This is a genomic window from Oceanobacillus sp. FSL W7-1293, from assembly GCF_037969815.1.
Taxonomy (GTDB): domain Bacteria; phylum Bacillota; class Bacilli; order Bacillales; family Amphibacillaceae; genus Oceanobacillus; species Oceanobacillus oncorhynchi.
On record NZ_CP150212.1, the window covers coordinates 118,747 to 138,594 of the forward strand.

At 42.0% G+C, this 19,848-nt stretch carries 13 protein-coding genes; 12 read left to right on the top strand and 1 reads right to left on the bottom strand.

The genetic code is table 11. The features are described 5' to 3' along the window. Positions 1-209: 209 nt before the first annotated feature. The 7 genes from MKY65_RS00620 (at position 210) to tuf (ending at position 13,298) form a co-directional block, all read left to right on the top strand. Positions 210-815, top strand: a complete 606-nt coding sequence (locus MKY65_RS00620; protein WP_339181391.1) for a class I SAM-dependent methyltransferase — start codon at positions 210-212, stop codon at positions 813-815. A 412-nt stretch (positions 816-1,227) separates the two neighbouring features. Further along, positions 1,228-4,773 carry a DNA-directed RNA polymerase subunit beta gene (gene rpoB / locus MKY65_RS00625; RefSeq protein ID WP_339181393.1) on the top strand — a complete coding sequence of 1,182 codons (3,546 nt, stop codon included), beginning with the start codon at positions 1,228-1,230 and terminating at the stop codon, positions 4,771-4,773. 215 nt (positions 4,774-4,988) lie between these two features. Beyond that, the gene (gene rpoC / locus MKY65_RS00630; protein ID WP_042530759.1) at positions 4,989-8,603 is read left to right on the top strand and encodes a DNA-directed RNA polymerase subunit beta'; all 3,615 of its coding nucleotides are present in this window, start codon (positions 4,989-4,991) and stop codon (positions 8,601-8,603) included. Positions 8,604-8,952: 349 nt separating this feature from the next. Next, the gene (rpsL, locus tag MKY65_RS00635) at positions 8,953-9,372 is read left to right on the top strand and encodes a 30S ribosomal protein S12 (protein ID WP_042530761.1); all 420 of its coding nucleotides are present in this window, start codon (positions 8,953-8,955) and stop codon (positions 9,370-9,372) included. Positions 9,373-9,408: 36 nt separating this feature from the next. Beyond that, positions 9,409-9,879: a 30S ribosomal protein S7 gene (gene rpsG / locus MKY65_RS00640; protein WP_040985105.1), complete on the top strand. Its 471-nt coding sequence runs from the start codon at positions 9,409-9,411 to the stop codon at positions 9,877-9,879. A gap of 42 nt (positions 9,880-9,921) precedes the next feature. Beyond that, complete coding sequence (gene fusA / locus MKY65_RS00645) at positions 9,922-12,000, top strand: elongation factor G (RefSeq protein ID WP_339181397.1); 2,079 nt, start codon at positions 9,922-9,924, stop codon at positions 11,998-12,000. 107 nt (positions 12,001-12,107) lie between these two features. Next, the gene (gene tuf, locus MKY65_RS00650; RefSeq protein WP_042530767.1) at positions 12,108-13,298 is read left to right on the top strand and encodes an elongation factor Tu; all 1,191 of its coding nucleotides are present in this window, start codon (positions 12,108-12,110) and stop codon (positions 13,296-13,298) included. 108 nt (positions 13,299-13,406) lie between these two features. On the opposite strand, the gene glpX is transcribed toward tuf, so the two are convergent. Continuing rightward, positions 13,407-14,354: a class II fructose-bisphosphatase gene (gene glpX / locus MKY65_RS00655; protein ID WP_339181401.1), complete on the bottom strand. Its 948-nt coding sequence runs from the start codon at positions 14,352-14,354 to the stop codon at positions 13,407-13,409. A gap of 358 nt (positions 14,355-14,712) precedes the next feature. Between glpX and MKY65_RS00660 the strand changes: the two genes are divergently transcribed. The 5 genes from MKY65_RS00660 to MKY65_RS00680 all read left to right on the top strand — a co-directional run bounded on the left by MKY65_RS00660 (position 14,713) and on the right by MKY65_RS00680 (position 19,744). Continuing rightward, positions 14,713-16,074, top strand: a complete 1,362-nt coding sequence (locus MKY65_RS00660) for a sigma 54-interacting transcriptional regulator (protein WP_339181404.1) — start codon at positions 14,713-14,715, stop codon at positions 16,072-16,074. A gap of 221 nt (positions 16,075-16,295) precedes the next feature. Next, the gene (locus MKY65_RS00665) at positions 16,296-16,991 is read left to right on the top strand and encodes a CoA transferase subunit A (RefSeq protein WP_339185065.1); all 696 of its coding nucleotides are present in this window, start codon (positions 16,296-16,298) and stop codon (positions 16,989-16,991) included. A 24-nt stretch (positions 16,992-17,015) separates the two neighbouring features. After that, on the top strand, positions 17,016-17,690 hold the full coding sequence (locus tag MKY65_RS00670) for a 3-oxoacid CoA-transferase subunit B (RefSeq protein WP_339181406.1): 675 nt from the start codon (positions 17,016-17,018) through the stop codon (positions 17,688-17,690). 78 nt (positions 17,691-17,768) lie between these two features. Continuing rightward, entirely contained in the window at positions 17,769-18,545 is a 777-nt protein-coding gene (locus MKY65_RS00675) for a 3-hydroxybutyrate dehydrogenase (protein WP_339181408.1), read from the top strand. Between the two features lie 23 nt (positions 18,546-18,568). Then, positions 18,569-19,744, top strand: a complete 1,176-nt coding sequence (locus MKY65_RS00680) for a thiolase family protein (RefSeq protein WP_339181410.1) — start codon at positions 18,569-18,571, stop codon at positions 19,742-19,744. Positions 19,745-19,848 lie beyond the last annotated feature (104 nt).

Consider the following 19,848-nt stretch of genomic DNA (forward strand, 5'->3'; position numbering starts at 1 on the left):
TTTTGTCACTAGAAAAAGTTCAAGTTTATATACGAGAATGTTTTTTAGTTGAACAGGTGGCCTTTTTTTAAATCAGAAAACATTTGGGTTGCTTGTACTAGATGTAAGTTAGTGGTTTTGGCTGTAACGAACATCGCCCTATGATTAGGAAGTGTACGATCGCGGCCCAGGTATTTTTCTTAATTCATATAAAGTGGGTGCGGATCCATATGATGGAGCATTATTATTCTAAACAGCCTCAAGCAAAATCGCTGCCGCAAAGCTGGTCTTTTGACCTGCGGGGGAAGACGTTTCAATTTACGAGTGATGTTGGCGTCTTTTCAAAAAATGAAGTGGATTTTGGATCAAGGGTGCTTATTGAATCTTTTCAGGAGCCCGAGGTTGATGGACCAATATTAGATGTGGGATGCGGATACGGGCCAATCGGCTTATCCTTAGCCTCCGACTTTTCAAACAGAGAGATTTTTATGGTTGATGTGAATGAACGTGCTGTGGAATTGGCCCGAAAAAATGCAGAAATCAATAAAATCTCCAATACAACGATTCTTCAAAGTGATTTATATCAGCAATTACATGAAAAAAGATTTGCTTCCATTGTGACAAACCCGCCGATACGTGCTGGAAAGAAAGTGGTGCATGCTATTTTTGAAGAAGCCTGGGGTCATTTATCCAATCAAGGAGATTTATGGGCGGTTATTCAGAAAAAGCAGGGAGCGCCATCTGCGAAAGATAAACTGGAAGAGATTTTTGGTAATGTAGAAGTAGTGGTAAAGAAAAAAGGTTATTTTATATTGCGAGCGAAAAAGTTTGACTAATAAATGGGGATATGCTAAGATTGGAAGATGCTAAGATTAGGGTACGTTTGCCTAGCGCATTTTTCCAGGCTGGACGTATAAAATCTTTATAAATGGGAAAGGCTTGTAGAATCGGGAAAAACAAAGGTTCGACAAATCGCTTTTCTATAGTTTATCAAAATTCTTTCATCTGCACAATCTAAAATCACAACATCCTTGGAAAGGCTATATTTTTCAATGAGCGAAAAGAAAGTTTTATCTTTATGAAAAATAAGCCATAGAGAGGGAAAGTGATAAAGGATGCGAATGATAGGATAATGAGTTTATAGTTTTATTTTTTAAAGAACAGATGATTTATTCAGACGTTCTTTTAAATATGAGTTACATTTTGTAGAAACAACTACTAAAATGGATGATTTAAGGGGTGAAGCAGTTGACAGGTCAACTAGTTCAGTATGGACGGCACCGCCAACGCAGGAGCTATGCACGTATTAATGAAGTGTTAGAATTACCTAACCTAATCGAAATTCAAACCGCTTCTTATGAATGGTTCTTAGAAGAAGGTTTAAGGGAGATGTTCCAGGATATCTCTCCGATTGAAGACTTTACAGGAAATCTATCACTTGAGTTTGTGGATTATAGTTTGGGTGATCCGAAATATCCTGTAGACGAAGCAAAAGAAAGAGACGTGACATACAATGCTCCCCTTCGCGTGAAGGTTCGTTTAATCAATAATGAAACCGGAGAAGTAAAGGAACAAGAAGTATTTATGGGTGATTTCCCATTAATGACAGACACAGGAACATTTATTATCAATGGCGCAGAGCGTGTTATTGTATCACAGCTTGTGCGTTCACCGAGTGTTTATTACAACGAAAAAATTGATAAAAATGGGAAACGCGGCATTGCAACAACAGTTATTCCAAACCGTGGAGCATGGTTAGAGTTTGAAACAGATGCAAAAGATGTTGCCTATGTCCGTATTGATCGTACTCGTAAATTACCAATTACTGTTCTGTTAAGAGCTTTAGGATTTGGTACAGATCAAGAGATTGTTGATTTGTTAGGCGAAAACGAATATTTACGAAATACGTTAGAAAAAGATAACACAGAGAATGCAGAGAAAGCTCTTTTAGAAATCTACGAGCGACTTCGCCCTGGCGAACCGCCGACAGTAGATAATGCGAAGAGTCTATTAGTATCTCGCTTCTTTGACCCGAAACGTTATGATTTAGCGCATGTGGGACGTTATAAAATGAATAAAAAACTCCATATCAAGAATCGTTTATTCAACCAAGTGCTTGCAGAGCCTGTTGTTGATTCTGAAACTGGAGAAGTCATTGCGAATAAAGGCGACCGTTTGGAAAGAAAATTATTAGATAAGATTCTTCCATATCTTGAGCGCGAAGAAGATCGTTTCGGAGACAAAGCAATCACTCCGCATGACGGTGTGCTGGAAGAAGAAATCACAGTACAATCTGTGAAAATTCTTGATCCAACCGATCCGAACGGAGAACGTGAACTAACTGTTATCGGAAATGGGGAAGTAACAAAAGAAATTAAAAATATCACACCAGCTGATATTTTAGCTTCTATCAGTTATTTCTTTAATCTGCTTCATCAAGTAGGGGACACAGATGATATTGATCACTTGGGGAACCGCCGTCTGCGTTCGGTCGGCGAATTACTTCAAAATCAATTCCGTATCGGATTATCCCGTATGGAGCGTGTTGTTCGTGAAAGAATGTCTATCCAGGACACTTCCAGCGTAACACCACAGCAATTGATCAATATTCGTCCGGTTATTGCATCCATTAAAGAATTCTTTGGAAGCTCACAGCTATCACAGTTTATGGACCAGACCAATCCGTTGGGCGAATTAACGCATAAGCGTCGTCTGTCAGCACTTGGACCAGGTGGTTTGACACGTGAGCGTGCCGGATTCGAAGTACGTGACGTTCACTATTCTCACTATGGCCGTATGTGTCCGATTGAGACGCCAGAGGGGCCGAATATCGGTCTTATTAACTCGCTGTCCAGTTATGCGCGAGTGAATAAGTTTGGTTTTATTGAATCACCATATCGTCGTGTTGACCCTGAAACTGGGAAAGTAACAGATACGATTGATTATCTGACAGCGGATGAACAAGATAATTATATTGTTGCACAGGCTAACTCACAATTAGATGATGATAACTTCTTTGTGAATGATGAAGTTATCGCTCGTTTCCGTGAAGATAACATTATTGTGTCACGCGATCGAATTGATTATATGGACGTATCACCAAAACAGGTTGTATCCGCAGCGACTGCATGTATTCCATTCTTGGAAAATGATGACTCCAACCGTGCACTAATGGGAGCAAACATGCAACGTCAGGCTGTTCCTTTGATGAATCCAAAGGCGCCAATTGTTGGAACTGGTATGGAATATGTCAACGGGAAAGACTCTGGTGCTGCTGTTATCTGCCGTCATGATGGAATTGTCGAGCGTGTGGAAGCCAAAACCGTTATGGTGCGCCGCATTTCAGAAGTAGATGGAAAAGAAGTAGAAGGCGATTTAGATCGTTATGGTTTACAGAAATACAAACGTTCTAACCAGGGAACTTGCTATAACCAGCGCCCGATTGTTGCAGAAGGAGAACGTGTGACAAAAGGAGAAGTTCTTGCAGATGGTCCTTCTATGGAAGACGGTGAATTAGCATTAGGTCAAAACGTTCTTGTAGGTTTTATGACTTGGGAAGGTTATAACTACGAGGATGCTATCATTATGAGCGAACGTCTTGTAAAAGATGATGTATATACTTCTATTCACATTGAAGAATTTGAATCAGAATCCCGCGATACGAAGCTGGGGCCTGAAGAAATCACAAGAGATATTCCTAACGTTGGGGAAGATGCGCTTAAAAACCTTGATGAACAAGGAATTATCCGTGTCGGTGCAGAAGTAACAGACAGTGATATTCTTGTAGGAAAAGTAACACCAAAAGGAATGACAGAGCTTTCCGCAGAAGAACGCTTATTACATGCGATTTTCGGTGAGAAGGCGCGTGAAGTAAGAGATACTTCCCTGCGCGTTCCTCATGGCGGCGACGGCATCGTCTTAGATGTGAAAATCTTTAATCGTGAAGATGGCGATGAGTTACCACCAGGTGTGAATCAGCTAGTTCGTGTATATATTGTTCAAAAACGTAAAATTCATGAAGGCGATAAGATGGCAGGGCGTCACGGTAATAAAGGGGTTATCTCCAAAATCTTACCGGAAGAGGATATGCCATTCTTGCCGGACGGTACACCAATTGACATTATGTTGAACCCATTAGGGGTACCATCACGTATGAATATCGGACAGGTGTTTGAGCTGCATTTAGGAATGGCTGCGAGACAGCTCGGATTGCATGTAGCAAGTCCGGTATTCGATGGAGCCACAGAAGAAGATGTTTGGGAAACACTTGAAGAAGCCGGCATGCCGAGAGATGCGAAAACCGTTCTTTATGATGGCCGTACAGGAGAAGCTTTTGACAACCGCATATCTGTAGGTGTCATGTATATGATTAAACTTGCACACATGGTTGATGATAAGCTGCACGCTCGTTCAACTGGACCTTACTCTCTCGTAACGCAGCAGCCGCTTGGCGGTAAAGCACAATTCGGCGGACAGCGTTTTGGTGAGATGGAGGTTTGGGCATTGGAAGCTTACGGTGCTGCATACACACTTCAAGAAATCTTAACGGTTAAATCAGATGATACCGTTGGACGTGTGAAGACCTATGAAGCAATCGTAAAAGGGGATAATGCGCCAGAGCCGGGTGTTCCTGAGTCATTTAAAGTACTCATCAAAGAACTTCAAAGTCTTGGTATGGACGTGAAGATGCTTTCCAGTAACGAAGATGAGATTGATATGCGTGAACTGGAAGATGAGGAAGGCCAAACATCCACGAAGCTTAACATTGAAGTGGAAGAACCGCTTAATCAATAAAAATTTGTGCAGTAATGGTTCACTTCTCACGTGTCAGGGTGACTTCTACGTTGCCCGCAGATGCGGGTTACGTAGGAGTTCCTTTTCCTTAGAACCATTCTGCGCTTTCTATAAAAACGAAACCTGATTTAAGAAAATCCCCGACTTTCGCCGAGACATGACGATAAGCCAGGTTTTCTCAAACTTTCTTAACTTGTAAAAGGGAGGATTGCCCCTTGTTGGATGTAAATAATTTTGAGTACATGAAAATAGGGCTTGCTTCACCAGAAAAGATTCGTTCTTGGTCTTACGGTGAAGTGAAAAAACCAGAAACAATTAACTATCGTACGTTAAAACCAGAAAAAGACGGTTTATTCTGTGAGCGTATCTTTGGCCCGCAGAAGGATTGGGAATGTCACTGTGGTAAATATAAACGCGTTCGTTACAAAGGTGTTGTCTGTGACCGCTGTGGCGTAGAAGTGACCAAAGCGAAAGTGCGCCGCGAACGTATGGGACATATTGAACTTGCTGCACCGGTATCACACATTTGGTACTTCAAAGGTATCCCAAGCCGTATGGGATTAGTATTGGATATGTCTCCCCGTGCATTAGAGGAAGTTATCTATTTTGCTGCATATATCGTAACAGATCCGGGAAGCACGCCGCTTGAGAAAAAGCAATTGCTGTCTGAAAAAGAGTTCCGCTCTTATTATGATAAATATGGCAATAACTTCAAAGCTCAAATGGGAGCAGAAGCTATTCGCAAATTATTGCAAGATCTTGATTTAGAAAAAGAAGTGGATGCACTGCGTGAAGAGTTGAAATCAGCTCATGGTCAGCGTCGTACTCGTGCAATCAAACGCTTGGAAGTAATGGAAGCATTCCGTAATTCTGGAAACGAAGCAAGCTGGATGATTTTAGATGTTCTTCCGGTTATCCCTCCAGAAATTCGTCCAATGGTTCAATTAGACGGCGGACGTTTCGCTACTTCAGATTTAAATGACCTTTACCGTCGTGTAATCAACCGTAATAACCGTTTAAAACGTCTGCTCGATTTAGGTGCTCCAAGCATTATCGTTCAGAACGAAAAACGGATGCTTCAGGAAGCTGTAGATGCCTTGATCGATAATGGCCGTCGCGGCCGTCCGGTAACAGGACCAGGTAACCGTCCGTTGAAATCTCTTTCTCATATGCTGAAAGGGAAGCAGGGGCGCTTCCGTCAAAACCTGTTAGGTAAACGTGTTGACTATTCCGGTCGTTCCGTTATCGTTGTTGGACCGCATTTGAAAATGTACCAGTGTGGTCTGCCAAGAGAGATGGCATTAGAACTGTTCAAACCATTCATTATGAAAGAGCTCGTATCCAGAGGTCTTGCGCATAACATTAAATCAGCGAAGCGAAAAATTGAAAGAGTGCACCCTGATGTATGGGATGTTCTGGAGGACGTTATTAAAGAACACCCGGTACTGCTTAACCGTGCACCAACGCTTCACAGATTAGGTATTCAGGCATTCGAACCTACATTGGTCGATGGCCGTGCCATCCGTCTGCATCCGCTTGTATGTACCGCATATAACGCTGACTTTGATGGAGACCAAATGGCAGTACACGTTCCGCTTGGAGCAGAGGCTCAGGCAGAAGCAAGAATTTTAATGCTGGCAGCACAAAACATTCTTAACCCGAAAGACGGGAAACCAGTTGTTACACCATCACAGGATATGGTACTTGGAAACTACTACCTTACCTTAGAGCGTGAAGGTGCTGTTGGAGAAGGTTCTTACTTCAAAGATACAAACGAAGCATTAATTGCTTATCAAACTGGGTATGCTCACCTGCATACACGCATTGCAGTGCAAGCATCCAGCTTAAACAATAAAACATTTACAGAAAAACAAAATAGCCAGCTATTGTTAACAACAGTTGGTAAGCTGATCTTTAATGAAATTCTTCCGGATTCTTTCCCTTACATGAATGAACCTACAAAAGGGAATTTAGAAGAAAAAACACCAGAAAATTATTTTATTGATCCTGGTACAGACATTAAAGAGGAAATTAAAAACCGTGAAGAGGTTAAGCCATTTAAGAAAGGCTTCTTAGGTGATATTATTGCTGAGGTATTCAAGCGATTCAAAATCACGGAAACCTCTAAAATGCTTGACCGTATGAAAGATTTAGGCTTCAGCTACTCTACAAAAGCCGGTATGACAGTTGGTATCTCAGATATCGTTGTACTTGCTGAAAAACAGGGTATCTTAGATGAAGCACAATCGAAAGTAGATAAAGTGTTAAAACAATTCCGTCGTGGTCTGATTACAGAAGAAGAGCGTTATGACCGTGTTATTGCCATCTGGTCAGAAGCGAAAGATGTTATTCAGGATCGCTTGATGGGCTCATTGAGCAACCGAAATCCAATTTATATGATGAGTGATTCCGGTGCCCGTGGTAACGCATCAAACTTCACCCAGCTTGCTGGTATGCGTGGATTGATGGCTGACCCATCTGGTAAAATCATTGAAATCCCAATCAAATCAAGTTTCCGTGAAGGACTAACAGTAATGGAATACTTTATTTCCACGCACGGGGCTCGTAAAGGTCTTGCCGATACAGCACTGAAAACAGCCGATTCAGGTTACTTGACCCGCCGTCTTGTAGATGTGGCACAGGATGTTATCATTCGTGAGGAAGATTGCGGAACGGATCGCGGCTTGAAGGTTGCTGCACTCGTAGACGGCTCAGAAGTGATTGAACCGCTTCTAGATCGTTTGATTGGCAGAACGGCATTCGAGAATGTGGCACATCCGGAAACAGGAGAAGTCATTGTCGAGAAAAATGAACTTATTCACGAAGACCAGGCAAAAGCTATTGTGGAAGCCGGTATCGAGGAAGTCATTATTCGTACTGCCTTCACTTGTAACACAAAACATGGCGTATGTCAGAAATGTTATGGCCGTAACTTAGCTACAGGCTCCGACGTAGAGGTTGGGGAAGCGGTTGGAATTATCGCAGCTCAATCTATCGGTGAGCCGGGTACACAGCTGACAATGCGTACCTTCCATACAGGCGGGGTTGCCGGAGACGATATTACACAAGGTTTACCGCGTATACAAGAGTTGTTTGAAGCCCGTAATCCAAAAGGGCAGGCAGTCATTACAGAAGTTGCCGGTACCGTTCTGGAAATGAAGGAAGTGAAGGATAAACAAGAAATTGTTATCCAAGGGAATGTAGAACAGCGCAGCTATGCCGTTCCTTACAACGCCCGTATGAAAGTTCAAGAAGGAGATCAAGTGGAAGCCGGTCAAGAGCTTACAGAAGGTTCCGTTGATCCAAAAGAACTTCTTCGAGTGAAAGGTGTAGAAGGTGTTCAAGACTACTTGCTGAAGGAAGTACAGCGTGTATATCGTATGCAAGGGGTAGAAATTGGAGACAAACACGTGGAGGTAATGGTTCGCCAGATGCTTCGTAAAATCCGTGTTGTATCCTCTGGAGATACAGAAGTATTGCCAGGTTCCCTGCTTGAACTGCACCAATTCCGAGATGCAAATCACAAGGTATTTAAAGAAGGTACAGAGCCTGCAACAGGACGCCCGGTATTACTTGGTATTACCAAAGCATCGCTTGAAACAGATTCCTTCTTATCAGCTGCATCCTTCCAAGAAACGACTCGTGTCTTGACAGATGCTGCTATTAAAGGAAAACGCGATGAACTTCTCGGCTTAAAAGAGAATGTTATCATTGGTAAACTTGTTCCAGCTGGTACAGGGATGCCTCAATACCGTACGTTAGAAGCAGAGCTTGATGCGCCGGAATCAGATGAAGAAGTCGCAGACGAAGAAAGCACTCAAAGAGTATAATATGCAATCAGGAGGGGGCCTCTCCCTCCTGATAATAAATAAGTGCGCTATTTTTGAAAGCAGTCTAAAAAAATACCATGAATATATTGACAAACAATATTGAGGGTGGTACTATATTCAAGGTGCTTCTGATTATGCTTGCAAAAGTAATTTTCAGAGCAGAGCCTAATCGGAACTTCGGTTTATGCTAAATTATAATAACAAAAAACAATCTGAGTATAAGGTAAATCATTTTTCGCATTGATTTGTGAGAGATTTTTTTATCACTAAAAATGAACCACCTGGATGTGTGGTATTACAAAAGGTTGTTATTTGATTACTAAATTGAAATTGAGAGGAGGAAAATGCAATGCCAACAATTAATCAGTTAGTGCGTAAAGGCCGTGTGTCAAAGTCAAAGAAATCTGACTCACCAGCACTTAATAAAGGTTATAACAGCTTTAAAAAGAAAATGACTGATGAGAACGCTCCGCAAAAGCGTGGTGTATGTACTCGTGTAGGTACACTGACTCCTAAGAAACCAAACTCTGCACTTCGTAAATATGCGCGTGTACGTTTGTCTAACAATATGGAGGTAACTGCATACATTCCTGGAATTGGTCACAATCTGCAGGAGCACAGTGTTGTTCTTATCCGCGGCGGTCGTGTAAAAGACTTGCCTGGGGTACGTTATCACATCGTACGTGGTGCACTTGATACTGCTGGAGTAGAAGGCCGTATGCAAGGTCGTTCAAAATACGGAACGAAAAAACCGAAACAGAAAAAATAAATAAAATTACTCATATGAAGGAAAGGAGGATGTACAATGCCTCGTAAAGGTCCAGTACCAAAGCGTGATGTATTACCAGATCCGCTTTATAACTCAAAATTAGTTACACGTCTCATTAATCAAATTATGATTGATGGTAAGCGTGGTAAAGCACAAAAAATCCTTTATAATGCGTTTGAATTAGTTGCTGAAAGAAGCGGCCAAAACGCAATGGAAGTTTTTGAGCAGGCAATGAAAAATGTTATGCCAGTACTTGAAGTACGCGCCCGCCGTGTTGGTGGTTCAAACTATCAAGTACCAGTGGAGGTTCGTCCAGAACGTCGTCAAGCTTTAGGATTACGTTATATTGTTAACTATTCCCGTCTGCGCGGAGAAAAAACAATGGAAGAACGTCTTGCTAATGAAATTCTTGATGCTTCTAATAACACAGGAGCTGCTGTTAAGAGAAGAGAAGATATGCATAAAATGGCAGAAGCGAACAAAGCATTCGCTCACTACCGTTGGTAATATAAATCTAACAAAAGCTTTTTATAGGAAGGAGAAGAATACATGGCTAGAGAGTTCTCCTTGGAAAAGACACGTAATATCGGTATTATGGCGCACATTGATGCGGGAAAAACAACAACTACTGAGCGTATTCTTTTCTATACAGGACGTATTCATAAAATTGGTGAAACCCACGAGGGTGCTTCACAAATGGACTGGATGGAACAAGAGCAGGAGCGTGGAATCACGATTACTTCCGCTGCAACAACTGCTGCTTGGAATGACCATCGTATAAACATTATCGATACACCTGGACACGTGGACTTCACTGTTGAAGTTGAGCGTTCCCTTCGTGTACTTGATGGTGCGGTAACTGTACTTGATGCACAATCAGGTGTAGAACCACAAACGGAGACAGTATGGCGTCAAGCGACAACATACGGTGTTCCTCGTATTGTTTTTATTAACAAAATGGATAAAACAGGCGCTGACTTCTTGTATTCAACGAATACATTAAAAGAACGCCTTGGTGCAAACGCACATCCAATTCAAATGCCAATTGGTGCTGAAGATGAATTTAACGGAATTATCGACTTGATTAAGATGGAAGCTCACATCTATTTAGATGATTTAGGGCAGAAATCAGAAACAACTGAAATTCCTGATGAATTGAAAGACCAAGCGGAAGAGCTGCGTGCTAACTTGATTGAAGGCGTAGCCGAAACAGATGAAGAGCTTATGATGAAGTATCTTGAAGGAGAAGAAATCTCTGAAGAGGAGCTTGTAAATGCAATTCGTCAAGCTACGTTGAATGTTGATTTTTATCCGGTACTTTGCGGTTCTGCATTTAAAAACAAAGGTGTTCAGTTAATGCTGGACGCGGTTATCGATTATCTTCCTGCTCCAACAGACGTACCTCCAATTGAAGGTATTGTTCCGGGAACAGAAGAAAAAGTAACTCGTCAATCTTCTGATGAGGGTCCATTCTCTGCATTGGCATTTAAAGTAATGACAGACCCTTATGTTGGTAGATTAACATTCTTCCGTGTGTACTCTGGTACACTTAAATCAGGTTCTTACGTGAAGAACTCTGTAAAAGATAAGCGTGAGCGTATTGGACGTATCCTGCAAATGCACGCAAACTCCCGTGAAGAGATTTCGGTTGCATATGCTGGCGAAATTGCTGCAGCGGTAGGCTTGAAGGATACTTCAACAGGTGATACACTATGCGACGAAAAGGATCTTGTTATTCTTGAGTCTATGGAATTCCCTGAGCCGGTTATCTCGGTTGCGATTGAACCAGAAACAAAAGCAGACCAAGATAAAATGGCAATTGCTCTTGCTAAACTTGCAGAAGAGGATCCAACTTTCCGTACAGAAACAAACCCTGAAACTGGGCAAACAATCATCTCTGGTATGGGTGAGCTTCACTTAGATATCATTGTTGATCGTTTAAAACGTGAATTTAAAGTTGGTGCACAAGTTGGTGCTCCACAAGTTTCTTACAGAGAAACATTCCGTGCTGCTGCTGAAGTAGAAGGTAAATTCGTACGTCAGTCTGGTGGACGCGGACAGTTCGGTCACGTTTGGGTTAAATTTGAGCCAAACGAAGAAGGCGCTGGATTTGAATTTGTTAACAATATCGTTGGTGGTGTTGTTCCTCGTGAATACATCCCGGCTGTTCAACAAGGTATCGAAGAATCCATGGATAATGGTGTCCTTGCCGGATATCCATTAATCGACGTAAAAGCTACATTATATGATGGAAGCTATCATGATGTCGATTCCAACGAAATGGCGTTTAAAGTAGCTGCTTCTATGGCACTTAAAGCTGCTAAAAACAAATGTAACCCAGTTCTGCTTGAACCAATGATGAGAGTAGAAATTGTTGTCCCAGAAGAATATATGGGAGACATCATGGGTGATGTAACATCTCGTCGTGGACGTGTAGAAGGTATGGAAGCACGCGGAACTGCCCAGGTAGTTAAAGCGTTCGTACCGCTTGCTGAAATGTTTGGTTATGCAACTGCATTACGTTCAAACACACAAGGTCGCGGAGTGTACACCATGCACTTTGACCATTATGAAGAAACACCTAAAAGCATTACAGAAGAAATTATCAAGAAAAATGCAGGTCAATAATTGATTTTTTCTTCAATCTGACGTATAACATTTAATAAAGGCTGGGAAATTTTTAACGATTTCCTGGCACATAAAAAATTGCTATATATTTAAAGGAGGAACTATAAATGGCTAAAGAAAAATTCGACCGCTCGAAAAGTCACGTAAACATTGGAACAATTGGTCACGTTGACCATGGTAAAACAACTTTAACTGCTGCAATCACTACAGTAATGGCAAAAAGAAATGGTGATGGCACTGCAATGGCTTATGACCAAATTGATGGTGCTCCAGAAGAGAAAGAACGCGGAATTACAATCGCAACTTCTCACGTAGAGTACGAAACAGAAACTCGTCACTATGCACACGTTGACTGCCCAGGTCACGCTGACTATGTTAAAAACATGATTACTGGTGCTGCACAAATGGACGGAGCTATCCTTGTAGTATCTGCTGCTGATGGCCCAATGCCACAAACTCGTGAGCATATCCTATTATCTCGTAACGTTGGGGTACCTTCTATCGTAGTATTCCTTAACAAAACAGATATGGTAGACGATGAAGAGCTGCTTGAATTAGTAGAAATGGAAGTTCGCGATTTATTATCTGAATATGATTTCCCTGGTGATGATGTACCAGTTATCGCAGGTTCTGCTCTTAAAGCACTTGAAGGCGATGAAGAGTATGAAGAAAAAATTGTTGAATTAATGGCTGCAGTGGACGAATATGTTCCAACTCCAGAACGTGATACAGATAAACCATTCATGATGCCAGTTGAGGACGTATTCTCTATCACTGGTCGTGGTACTGTTGCTACAGGCCGTGTTGAGCGTGGAGAAGTTCGCGTTGGAGACGAAGTAGAAATCATCGGTATCAACGAAGAATCTTCTAAAACTACTGTAACTGGAGTAGAAATGTTCCGTAAGCTTCTTGACTATGCTGAAGCTGGTGATAACATTGGTGCACTGCTTCGTGGTGTTTCCCGTGAAGATATCAACCGTGGACAAGTACTAGCTAAGCCTGGTTCAATCACTCCACATACAAACTTCAAAGCAGAAGTTTATGTATTATCAAAAGATGAAGGTGGACGTCATACTCCATTTTTCTCTAACTACCGTCCACAGTTCTACTTCCGTACAACGGATGTAACTGGAGTAATCACGCTTCCAGAAGGAACTGAAATGGTAATGCCTGGAGATAACATCGAAATGTCAGTAGAACTTATTGCACCAATCGCGATTGAAGACGGAACTCGTTTCTCTATCCGTGAAGGTGGACGTACAGTTGGATCTGGCGTTGTATCCACTATCGAAAAATAATAAATGCTTTTCATACAGGGAGGCAGCGTGACGACGTTGTCTTTCTGTTCCTAATAAAAAAGAACCCTCGATAAATTATCAGCTGATTATCGAAGGTTCTTTTTTATATTATACAGTAACTTTAGGGTGCTCTGTTGCGATATGGCGAAAGCATTTATCTAATCCATTTAAAACGATAGAATGTGTAATAAAGACATCTTGATTATTTTCAATTCCCTGTGAAAGCATATTGCTGGTTATACTCGTAGCGATAAAAGCGCATTCATCTGTATTGACCAGCTGATGGTGAGAAAGTGCTTCATTAGGGCGGACGATTCCCATGGATACGCAACGATTCCACTGCTCATCTGTATTCGGAAGCAACCTTGCCTGCATTTCTCCGCCTAAGCTTTTTACTCCGACTGCTGCCAAAACGCCTTCGGGTGCACCGCCGATGCCAATAAATAAGTCAGCGTTGCCTTGGCGATGTATACATGTTGAAATGGCAGGGATAATATCGCCCTCTTCAAACAATTCTGTTCGAACACCTAAAGCACGTGCCTCTTCCACCCAGTGGTTGTGTCTTTCTCTATCCTGTGTAATTATTTTTAATTCTTTTAGCTTCTTTCCTTTGGCCTCTGCAATGATACGCAAGTTTTTCTCCAGAGGAAAATCAATATTAATTTTACCGGCTGCTTCAGGACCAGTTACAATCTTCTCCATATACATATCAGGAGCATGGAGCAGTGTACCTTTCTTTGCAATAGCAATAACGGCAATTGCATTATTTTTTCCTTTAGAAGTAGAAGTAGTCCCGTCAATTGGATCAACAGCCAAATCGATGCCTTCTCCGTGTCCGGTGCCCACCTTTTCACCGATAAACAGCATAGGCGCTTCATCGATTTCTCCTTCTCCGATAACGATTTCCCCGTCCATATGGATTTTATTTAGCTGGGTACGCATCGAATCTGTAGCTGCCTGATCAGCTTCTATTTTATTTCCCGTGCCGATCCAAGGATATGTTGCAAGTGCTGCGGACTCGGTAACATGCAGAAATTCTTGAATGAACTGATTCATAACTGCCAACTCCTTTAGAATTTTTATCTGTAAAACGAAATAACGATCACGAAATACATCATTCAGAAGGCGCTTTTAAAGAGAACAAATAGAATGAGTATTAAATTAATAGTAATACAGTTTTCGTTTTATATCAATATATTTCATTTATTATTGATTATTATTTTTAGTTTTTATTTATTGTGCGCTTTAGGTAGCAATAGGTAATGAAGGAATAAGTCTGAGGTGTAACCACCATACGATATAAAAAACAACTCCTTCAACAGATATGAATTTGTTATGATAAAAGAGCAGTTAATGAAAATACGTGTTACCGAATTGGAGATATAATCAGGGGTTTTGTGATGGGAGAGAGAAGATGCTTTTTAATAATAAGTACAGAGAAGAGATTATCGAAGCTGTATTTGAAAAAACCAATTTTTGCTTTGTTGTCGTCAACCGAGAGGGATTGATTACTTATTTAAATAAAAATTACTGTGATTTCATTGAAGTAGCATTAGATGATGTGCTGGGTAAGCATGTCACCGAGGTTATTGAAAATACAAGAATGCATATTGTCGCAGAGACGGGGACAGAAGAAATTGCAGATCTGCAGTATATAAAAGGGAATCATATGATTGCAAATCGTATCCCGCTGTTTGCTGAAGGAAACCTAGTTGGAGCTGTCGGGACTGTGCTGTACAAAGATACTGAAGAATGGAAGAAAATGAACTCCCATGTGAAGGCGTTGTTATTAGAAATTGAAAACTATCAGAAAAAGCTGCGAAATCCAAGAGGGGCGACTTATTCATTAAATGATATTGTCGGCAGTTCGGTCCAAATAAATGATATTAAGGAAAAGATCAAAAGGGTTTCATCTGGTGATGCTTCAATATTATTAGAGGGAGGCAGCGGAACAGGAAAGGAGCTATTTGCACATAGTATCCATCATTTGAGCGAACGCAGTGCCAAGCCATTTATAAAAGTGAACTGTGCGGCTATCCCGGTAGATTTGCTGGAGTCTGAATTATTTGGTTATGAAGGCGGCGCATTTACCGGTGCTAAAAAAGAAGGAAAACGAGGGAAATTTCAACTGGCTGATGGCGGAACACTCTTCCTGGATGAAATCGGAGATATGCCATTAACGGCACAGGTAAAAATTCTTCGTGCCCTGCAAGAAGGAGAGATTGAAGCGGTTGGAACGGAAAAGACACAGAAAATCGATGTCCGAATTATCTCTGCAACCAATCAGTCAATTGAAGAGCTGATAAAGGAAAACCGTTTTCGGGAGGATCTTTATTACCGGATCAATGTAATTTCCATTAAAATTCCTCCGCTAAAGGAGAGAGCGGAAGATATCCGGGTAACGGCGAAGTTTTTGCTGAGGAAAATCACACAGCGTATAGGGAAACGAGTAGTCAGCTTCAGTGATGCGGTAATGCATTTCTTTATGCACTATGATTGGCCGGGAAACGTCCGCGAGCTGGAGAATGTGATTGAATCTGCAGTACATCTGACCAATACGGAAATGATTGAATTAGAAGATCTGCCTGATCATATGCAGCAAAGCATCTATATAACGGAAGAAGGCATGGGGCTGAAAGAAATTTTGAGTAGAGCAGAAGAACAAGCTGTGATACATGCTATCCAAAAATCGAATGGAGACAAGATGAAAGCTGCTGACTTACTTGGAATCGGCAAGTCGAGTTTTTATGAGAAAATAAAAAAGTATGGCTTATAGATTCCAGAAACGTGGAATAGATTCCGTAAATCCGGAAAAATTAAAACCCTATCCATGTAAGTGCTTACAAATACGTAGATAATAGCAGAAGGCCTGTATTCCATAAATCTGGAATGCAGGCCTTCTGCTTATCGGCTTATTTCGTTGGTTATCCTCTATTCTTCTGTTTAATTATTTTTGGCATGTTTTTTGCTACTGTACTGTGGAGGGGTGAGATGCAGATGAAAACAATTTATACATCTTTTGAAGACGCTGTAAAAAATATTCAGGATGGGTCCACGATTATGGTAGGAGGGTTTGGGCTGGTCGGTATTCCGGAGAACCTTATTTTGGCTTTGGTGGATTCAGGGGTTAAACACCTTACAGTTATATCAAATAATTGTGGCGTAGATGACTGGGGACTGGGATTACTTTTAAAAAATAAGCAGATAGATAAAATGATTGGTTCCTATGTTGGAGAAAATAAAGAATTTGAGCGGCAGGTGCTGGCAGGAGAGTTAGAGGTAGAATTAACACCTCAGGGTACGCTGGCAGAACGGATTCGGGCAGGCGGGGCAGGTATTCCTGCGTTTTATACACCGGCTGGAGTCGGAACCCCTGTTGCTGAAAATGGAGAGGTACGTATTTTTGATCAAAAAGAATATTTGCTGCAGACTGCATTAAAGGCAGATTTCAGCTTAATCAGAGCCGCTGTCGGAGATGATGCCGGAAATTTAGTCTACAACAAGACAGCGAGAAATTTTAACCCGATGATGGCTGCTGCAGGAAAAGTAACCATCGCAGAGGTGGAGCAGCTGGTTGAAACAGGTTCTATCGATCCAGATCATGTTCATACGCCGGGAATCTATGTTCAGGGAATGATTGAAGGGAAGCAGGAGAAAAGAATTGAAAGACTGACATTACGGCAGGAAATGTAAACGAGCTCAAGGAGGGTGAAAGAAATGGTTAAACAATTAGAAAAGGCATCTGTCAGAGAAAGAATAGCCAGAAGAGCTGAAAAGGAAATTGAAAACGGTTACTACGTTAACTTAGGGATTGGAATGCCTACCATGGTTGCCAACTACATTCAGGAAGGGAAGCAAGTTGTCCTTCAATCAGAAAATGGGCTGCTCGGGATAGGAAAGTCTCCTTTAAAAACGGAGGTTGATCCGGATTTGATTAATGCCGGGAAAGAAACGGTTACAGCTCAAAACGGAGCATCCTATTTTAGTAATGCGGAGTCATTTGCAATGATACGGGGAGAACATTTAAATCTTGCTATCCTGGGAGGTATGGAAGTTTCTGAAGCCGGGGATTTGGCAAACTGGATGATTCCGGGAAAAATGATCAAAGGCATGGGCGGAGCAATGGATATTGTTCATGGAGCGAAAAAAATCGTTGTTATTATGGACCATGTTAATAAGCATAATGAGCCAAAGATTTTAAAAAAATGCAGCTTGCCTTTAACCGGAAAACAGGTCGTCAATCGAATTATTACCGATCGGGCGGTGATTGATGTGAAGGAAGACGGTCTTTTGCTTGTTGAAGTAGCGGAAGGCTGGACGGCAGAAGAGGTTATCGTGTCAACAGAAGCTGAGCTTCGAATTAGTGAGCATTTGCAAACGGGAGCTTATTAACCTCTCCGCCGGAAAGCTGGTATGATTGGATATAAAATGAAACTTTATTAAGGGCTAGTATTGCGAGGGGGATTATATATGGTAGAAAATAAAGTAGTTTTTATAACAGGTGCAGCAAGCGGCATTGGGTATGAAATTGGCCGTGCGTTTGCAAAAAACGGTGCAAAGGTAGCTTTGTCAGATGTGAATGAAGAGAAGGTAATGGAGGCTTCGGAGGATTTAAAGAAGAAGGGCCATGACTGTATTGGGCTGAAATGCGATGTTACCAGTGAAGAAGAGCTTAAACAGGCTTTGGATTACACAGAAGAAAAGTATGGCAGAATCGACGTTTTAATTAACAATGCAGGGTTACAGCATGTATCTGCTATTGAAGATTTTCCGACTGAAAAGTTTGAGTTTATGACAAAGGTCATGCTGGTTGCTCCATTTATGGCAACCAAGCTTATTTTCCCGCTGATGAAAAGGCAGGGCTTTGGACGGATTATTAATATGGCTTCGATTAATGGGCTGATTGGTTTTGCGGGGAAGGCGGCTTATAACAGTGCCAAGCATGGGGTAATCGGTTTGACCAAGGTGTCTGCTTTAGAAGGAGCGGCAGATGGGATTACGGTGAATGCGATTTGCCCTGGATATGTCGACACGCCGCTGGTACGCGGACAGTTTGAGGATTTGGCAAAAAATCGTGGTGTGCCAATTGAAAAAGTACTGGAAGAAGTATTATACCCATTGGTGCCGCAAAAACGGCTTTTAGATGTGCAGGAGGTGGCGGATTATGTCATGTTCTTAGCCAGTGATAAAGCAAAGGGGGTTACGGGTCAGGCAATTGCATTAGATGGCGGCTATACAGCCCAATAATAAAAAGAAGAGGTGAGAAAAAAATGACAAATGTTTATTTGATCGAAGGTGCAAGAACGCCCTTTGGCACATTCGGAGGCAGTTTGAAGGATATCGGTCCTGCTGAATTAGGTATAGCTGTAAGTAAGGAGGCGATTCGCCGCAGCGGAATACCGGCCGACGCTATTGATCTGAGCGTTTTGGGAAATGTCATTCATTCCGAAAAGAATGCGCCCTATCTTTCCAGACATATAGCCCTGCAGGCAGGGCTGCCGTTAGCCAGTCCTGCTTTGACGGTCAACCGTTTATGCGGTTCCGGCCTGCAGTCTGTCGTCTCGGCCGTGCAATCCATTTTACTCAACGAGGCAAGTGTGGCACTGGCTGGAGGAGTAGAAAATATGAGTCAGTCTCCCTATGCATTAAGGGGCAGCAGGTTTGGGACAAAATTAAAAACACCTCAGGTGGATGACATGCTTTGGGCAGCTTTAACCGATGAATATATTGGTTCGCGGATGGGGGTTACTGCAGAGAATTTAGCTGAGAAATATCATATTTCCCGTGAAGAGCAGGATGTATATGCTTGTTTGAGTCATCAACGGGCTGCAAAAGCACAAAAAGCAGGAAAGCTGGAGGAGGAAATCATTCCGGTGGAGTTAACGTCCATAAAAGGAACAACAGTTGTAAATACGGATGAGCATATCCGTGAGAATACGACGGTGGAGAAGCTTGCGGGGCTCAAGGGTGCTTTTAAGAAGGATGGAACGGTGACAGGAGGGAATGCCAGCGGGATTAATGATGGCGCTGGAGCAGTTATTGTAGCCGATGAGCACTACGTAGAGCAGCATCAGGTAAAGCCTCTGGCAAGAATCGTATCCTGGGGAGTTGCGGGCGTGGAACCGGAATATATGGGAATTGGGCCGGTGCCTGCGATAAAGCAGGCCTTGAAAAAAGCCAATCTTACCTTGGATGATATAGATGTAATAGAAGTAAATGAGGCATTTGCTGCCCAGTATTTAGCTGTTGAAAAAGTGCTTGGCTTAGATCGGGAAAAGGTCAATGTCAATGGGGGCGCTATCGCTTTGGGTCACCCGATTGGAGCCAGTGGAACAAGGGTGCTCTACACATTGGCAAAGGAGCTGAAACGAAGCGGGAAGAAATATGGCATTGCCTCCCTTTGTATTGGGGGAGGGCAGGGGATTGCGATGATTATTGAGGGTTAACCTGAAATGATACATCAAGAATAGTTCTTCTCTGCTATGAGAGGGCAATTTATTTTGCGGTAAATTGATTTGTCCTTTCTGATTTGTATAGCGACAAAAAAGAG

What these genes read in the sequence shown, in the direction of transcription:
- MKY65_RS00620 (WP_339181391.1), top strand. Translation starts at nt 210, where the DNA reads ATGATGGAGCATTATTATTCTAAACAGCCTCAAGCAAAATCGCTGCCG.
- rpsL (WP_042530761.1), top strand. Translation starts at nt 8,953, where the DNA reads ATGCCAACAATTAATCAGTTAGTGCGTAAAGGCCGTGTGTCAAAGTCA.
- rpsG (WP_040985105.1), top strand. Translation starts at nt 9,409, where the DNA reads ATGCCTCGTAAAGGTCCAGTACCAAAGCGTGATGTATTACCAGATCCG.
- fusA (WP_339181397.1), top strand. Translation starts at nt 9,922, where the DNA reads ATGGCTAGAGAGTTCTCCTTGGAAAAGACACGTAATATCGGTATTATG.
- tuf (WP_042530767.1), top strand. Translation starts at nt 12,108, where the DNA reads ATGGCTAAAGAAAAATTCGACCGCTCGAAAAGTCACGTAAACATTGGA.
- glpX (WP_339181401.1), bottom strand. Translation starts at nt 14,354, where the DNA reads ATGAATCAGTTCATTCAAGAATTTCTGCATGTTACCGAGTCCGCAGCA.
- MKY65_RS00660 (WP_339181404.1), top strand. Translation starts at nt 14,713, where the DNA reads ATGCTTTTTAATAATAAGTACAGAGAAGAGATTATCGAAGCTGTATTT.
- MKY65_RS00665 (WP_339185065.1), top strand. Translation starts at nt 16,296, where the DNA reads ATGAAAACAATTTATACATCTTTTGAAGACGCTGTAAAAAATATTCAG.
- MKY65_RS00670 (WP_339181406.1), top strand. Translation starts at nt 17,016, where the DNA reads ATGGTTAAACAATTAGAAAAGGCATCTGTCAGAGAAAGAATAGCCAGA.
- MKY65_RS00675 (WP_339181408.1), top strand. Translation starts at nt 17,769, where the DNA reads ATGGTAGAAAATAAAGTAGTTTTTATAACAGGTGCAGCAAGCGGCATT.
- MKY65_RS00680 (WP_339181410.1), top strand. Translation starts at nt 18,569, where the DNA reads ATGACAAATGTTTATTTGATCGAAGGTGCAAGAACGCCCTTTGGCACA.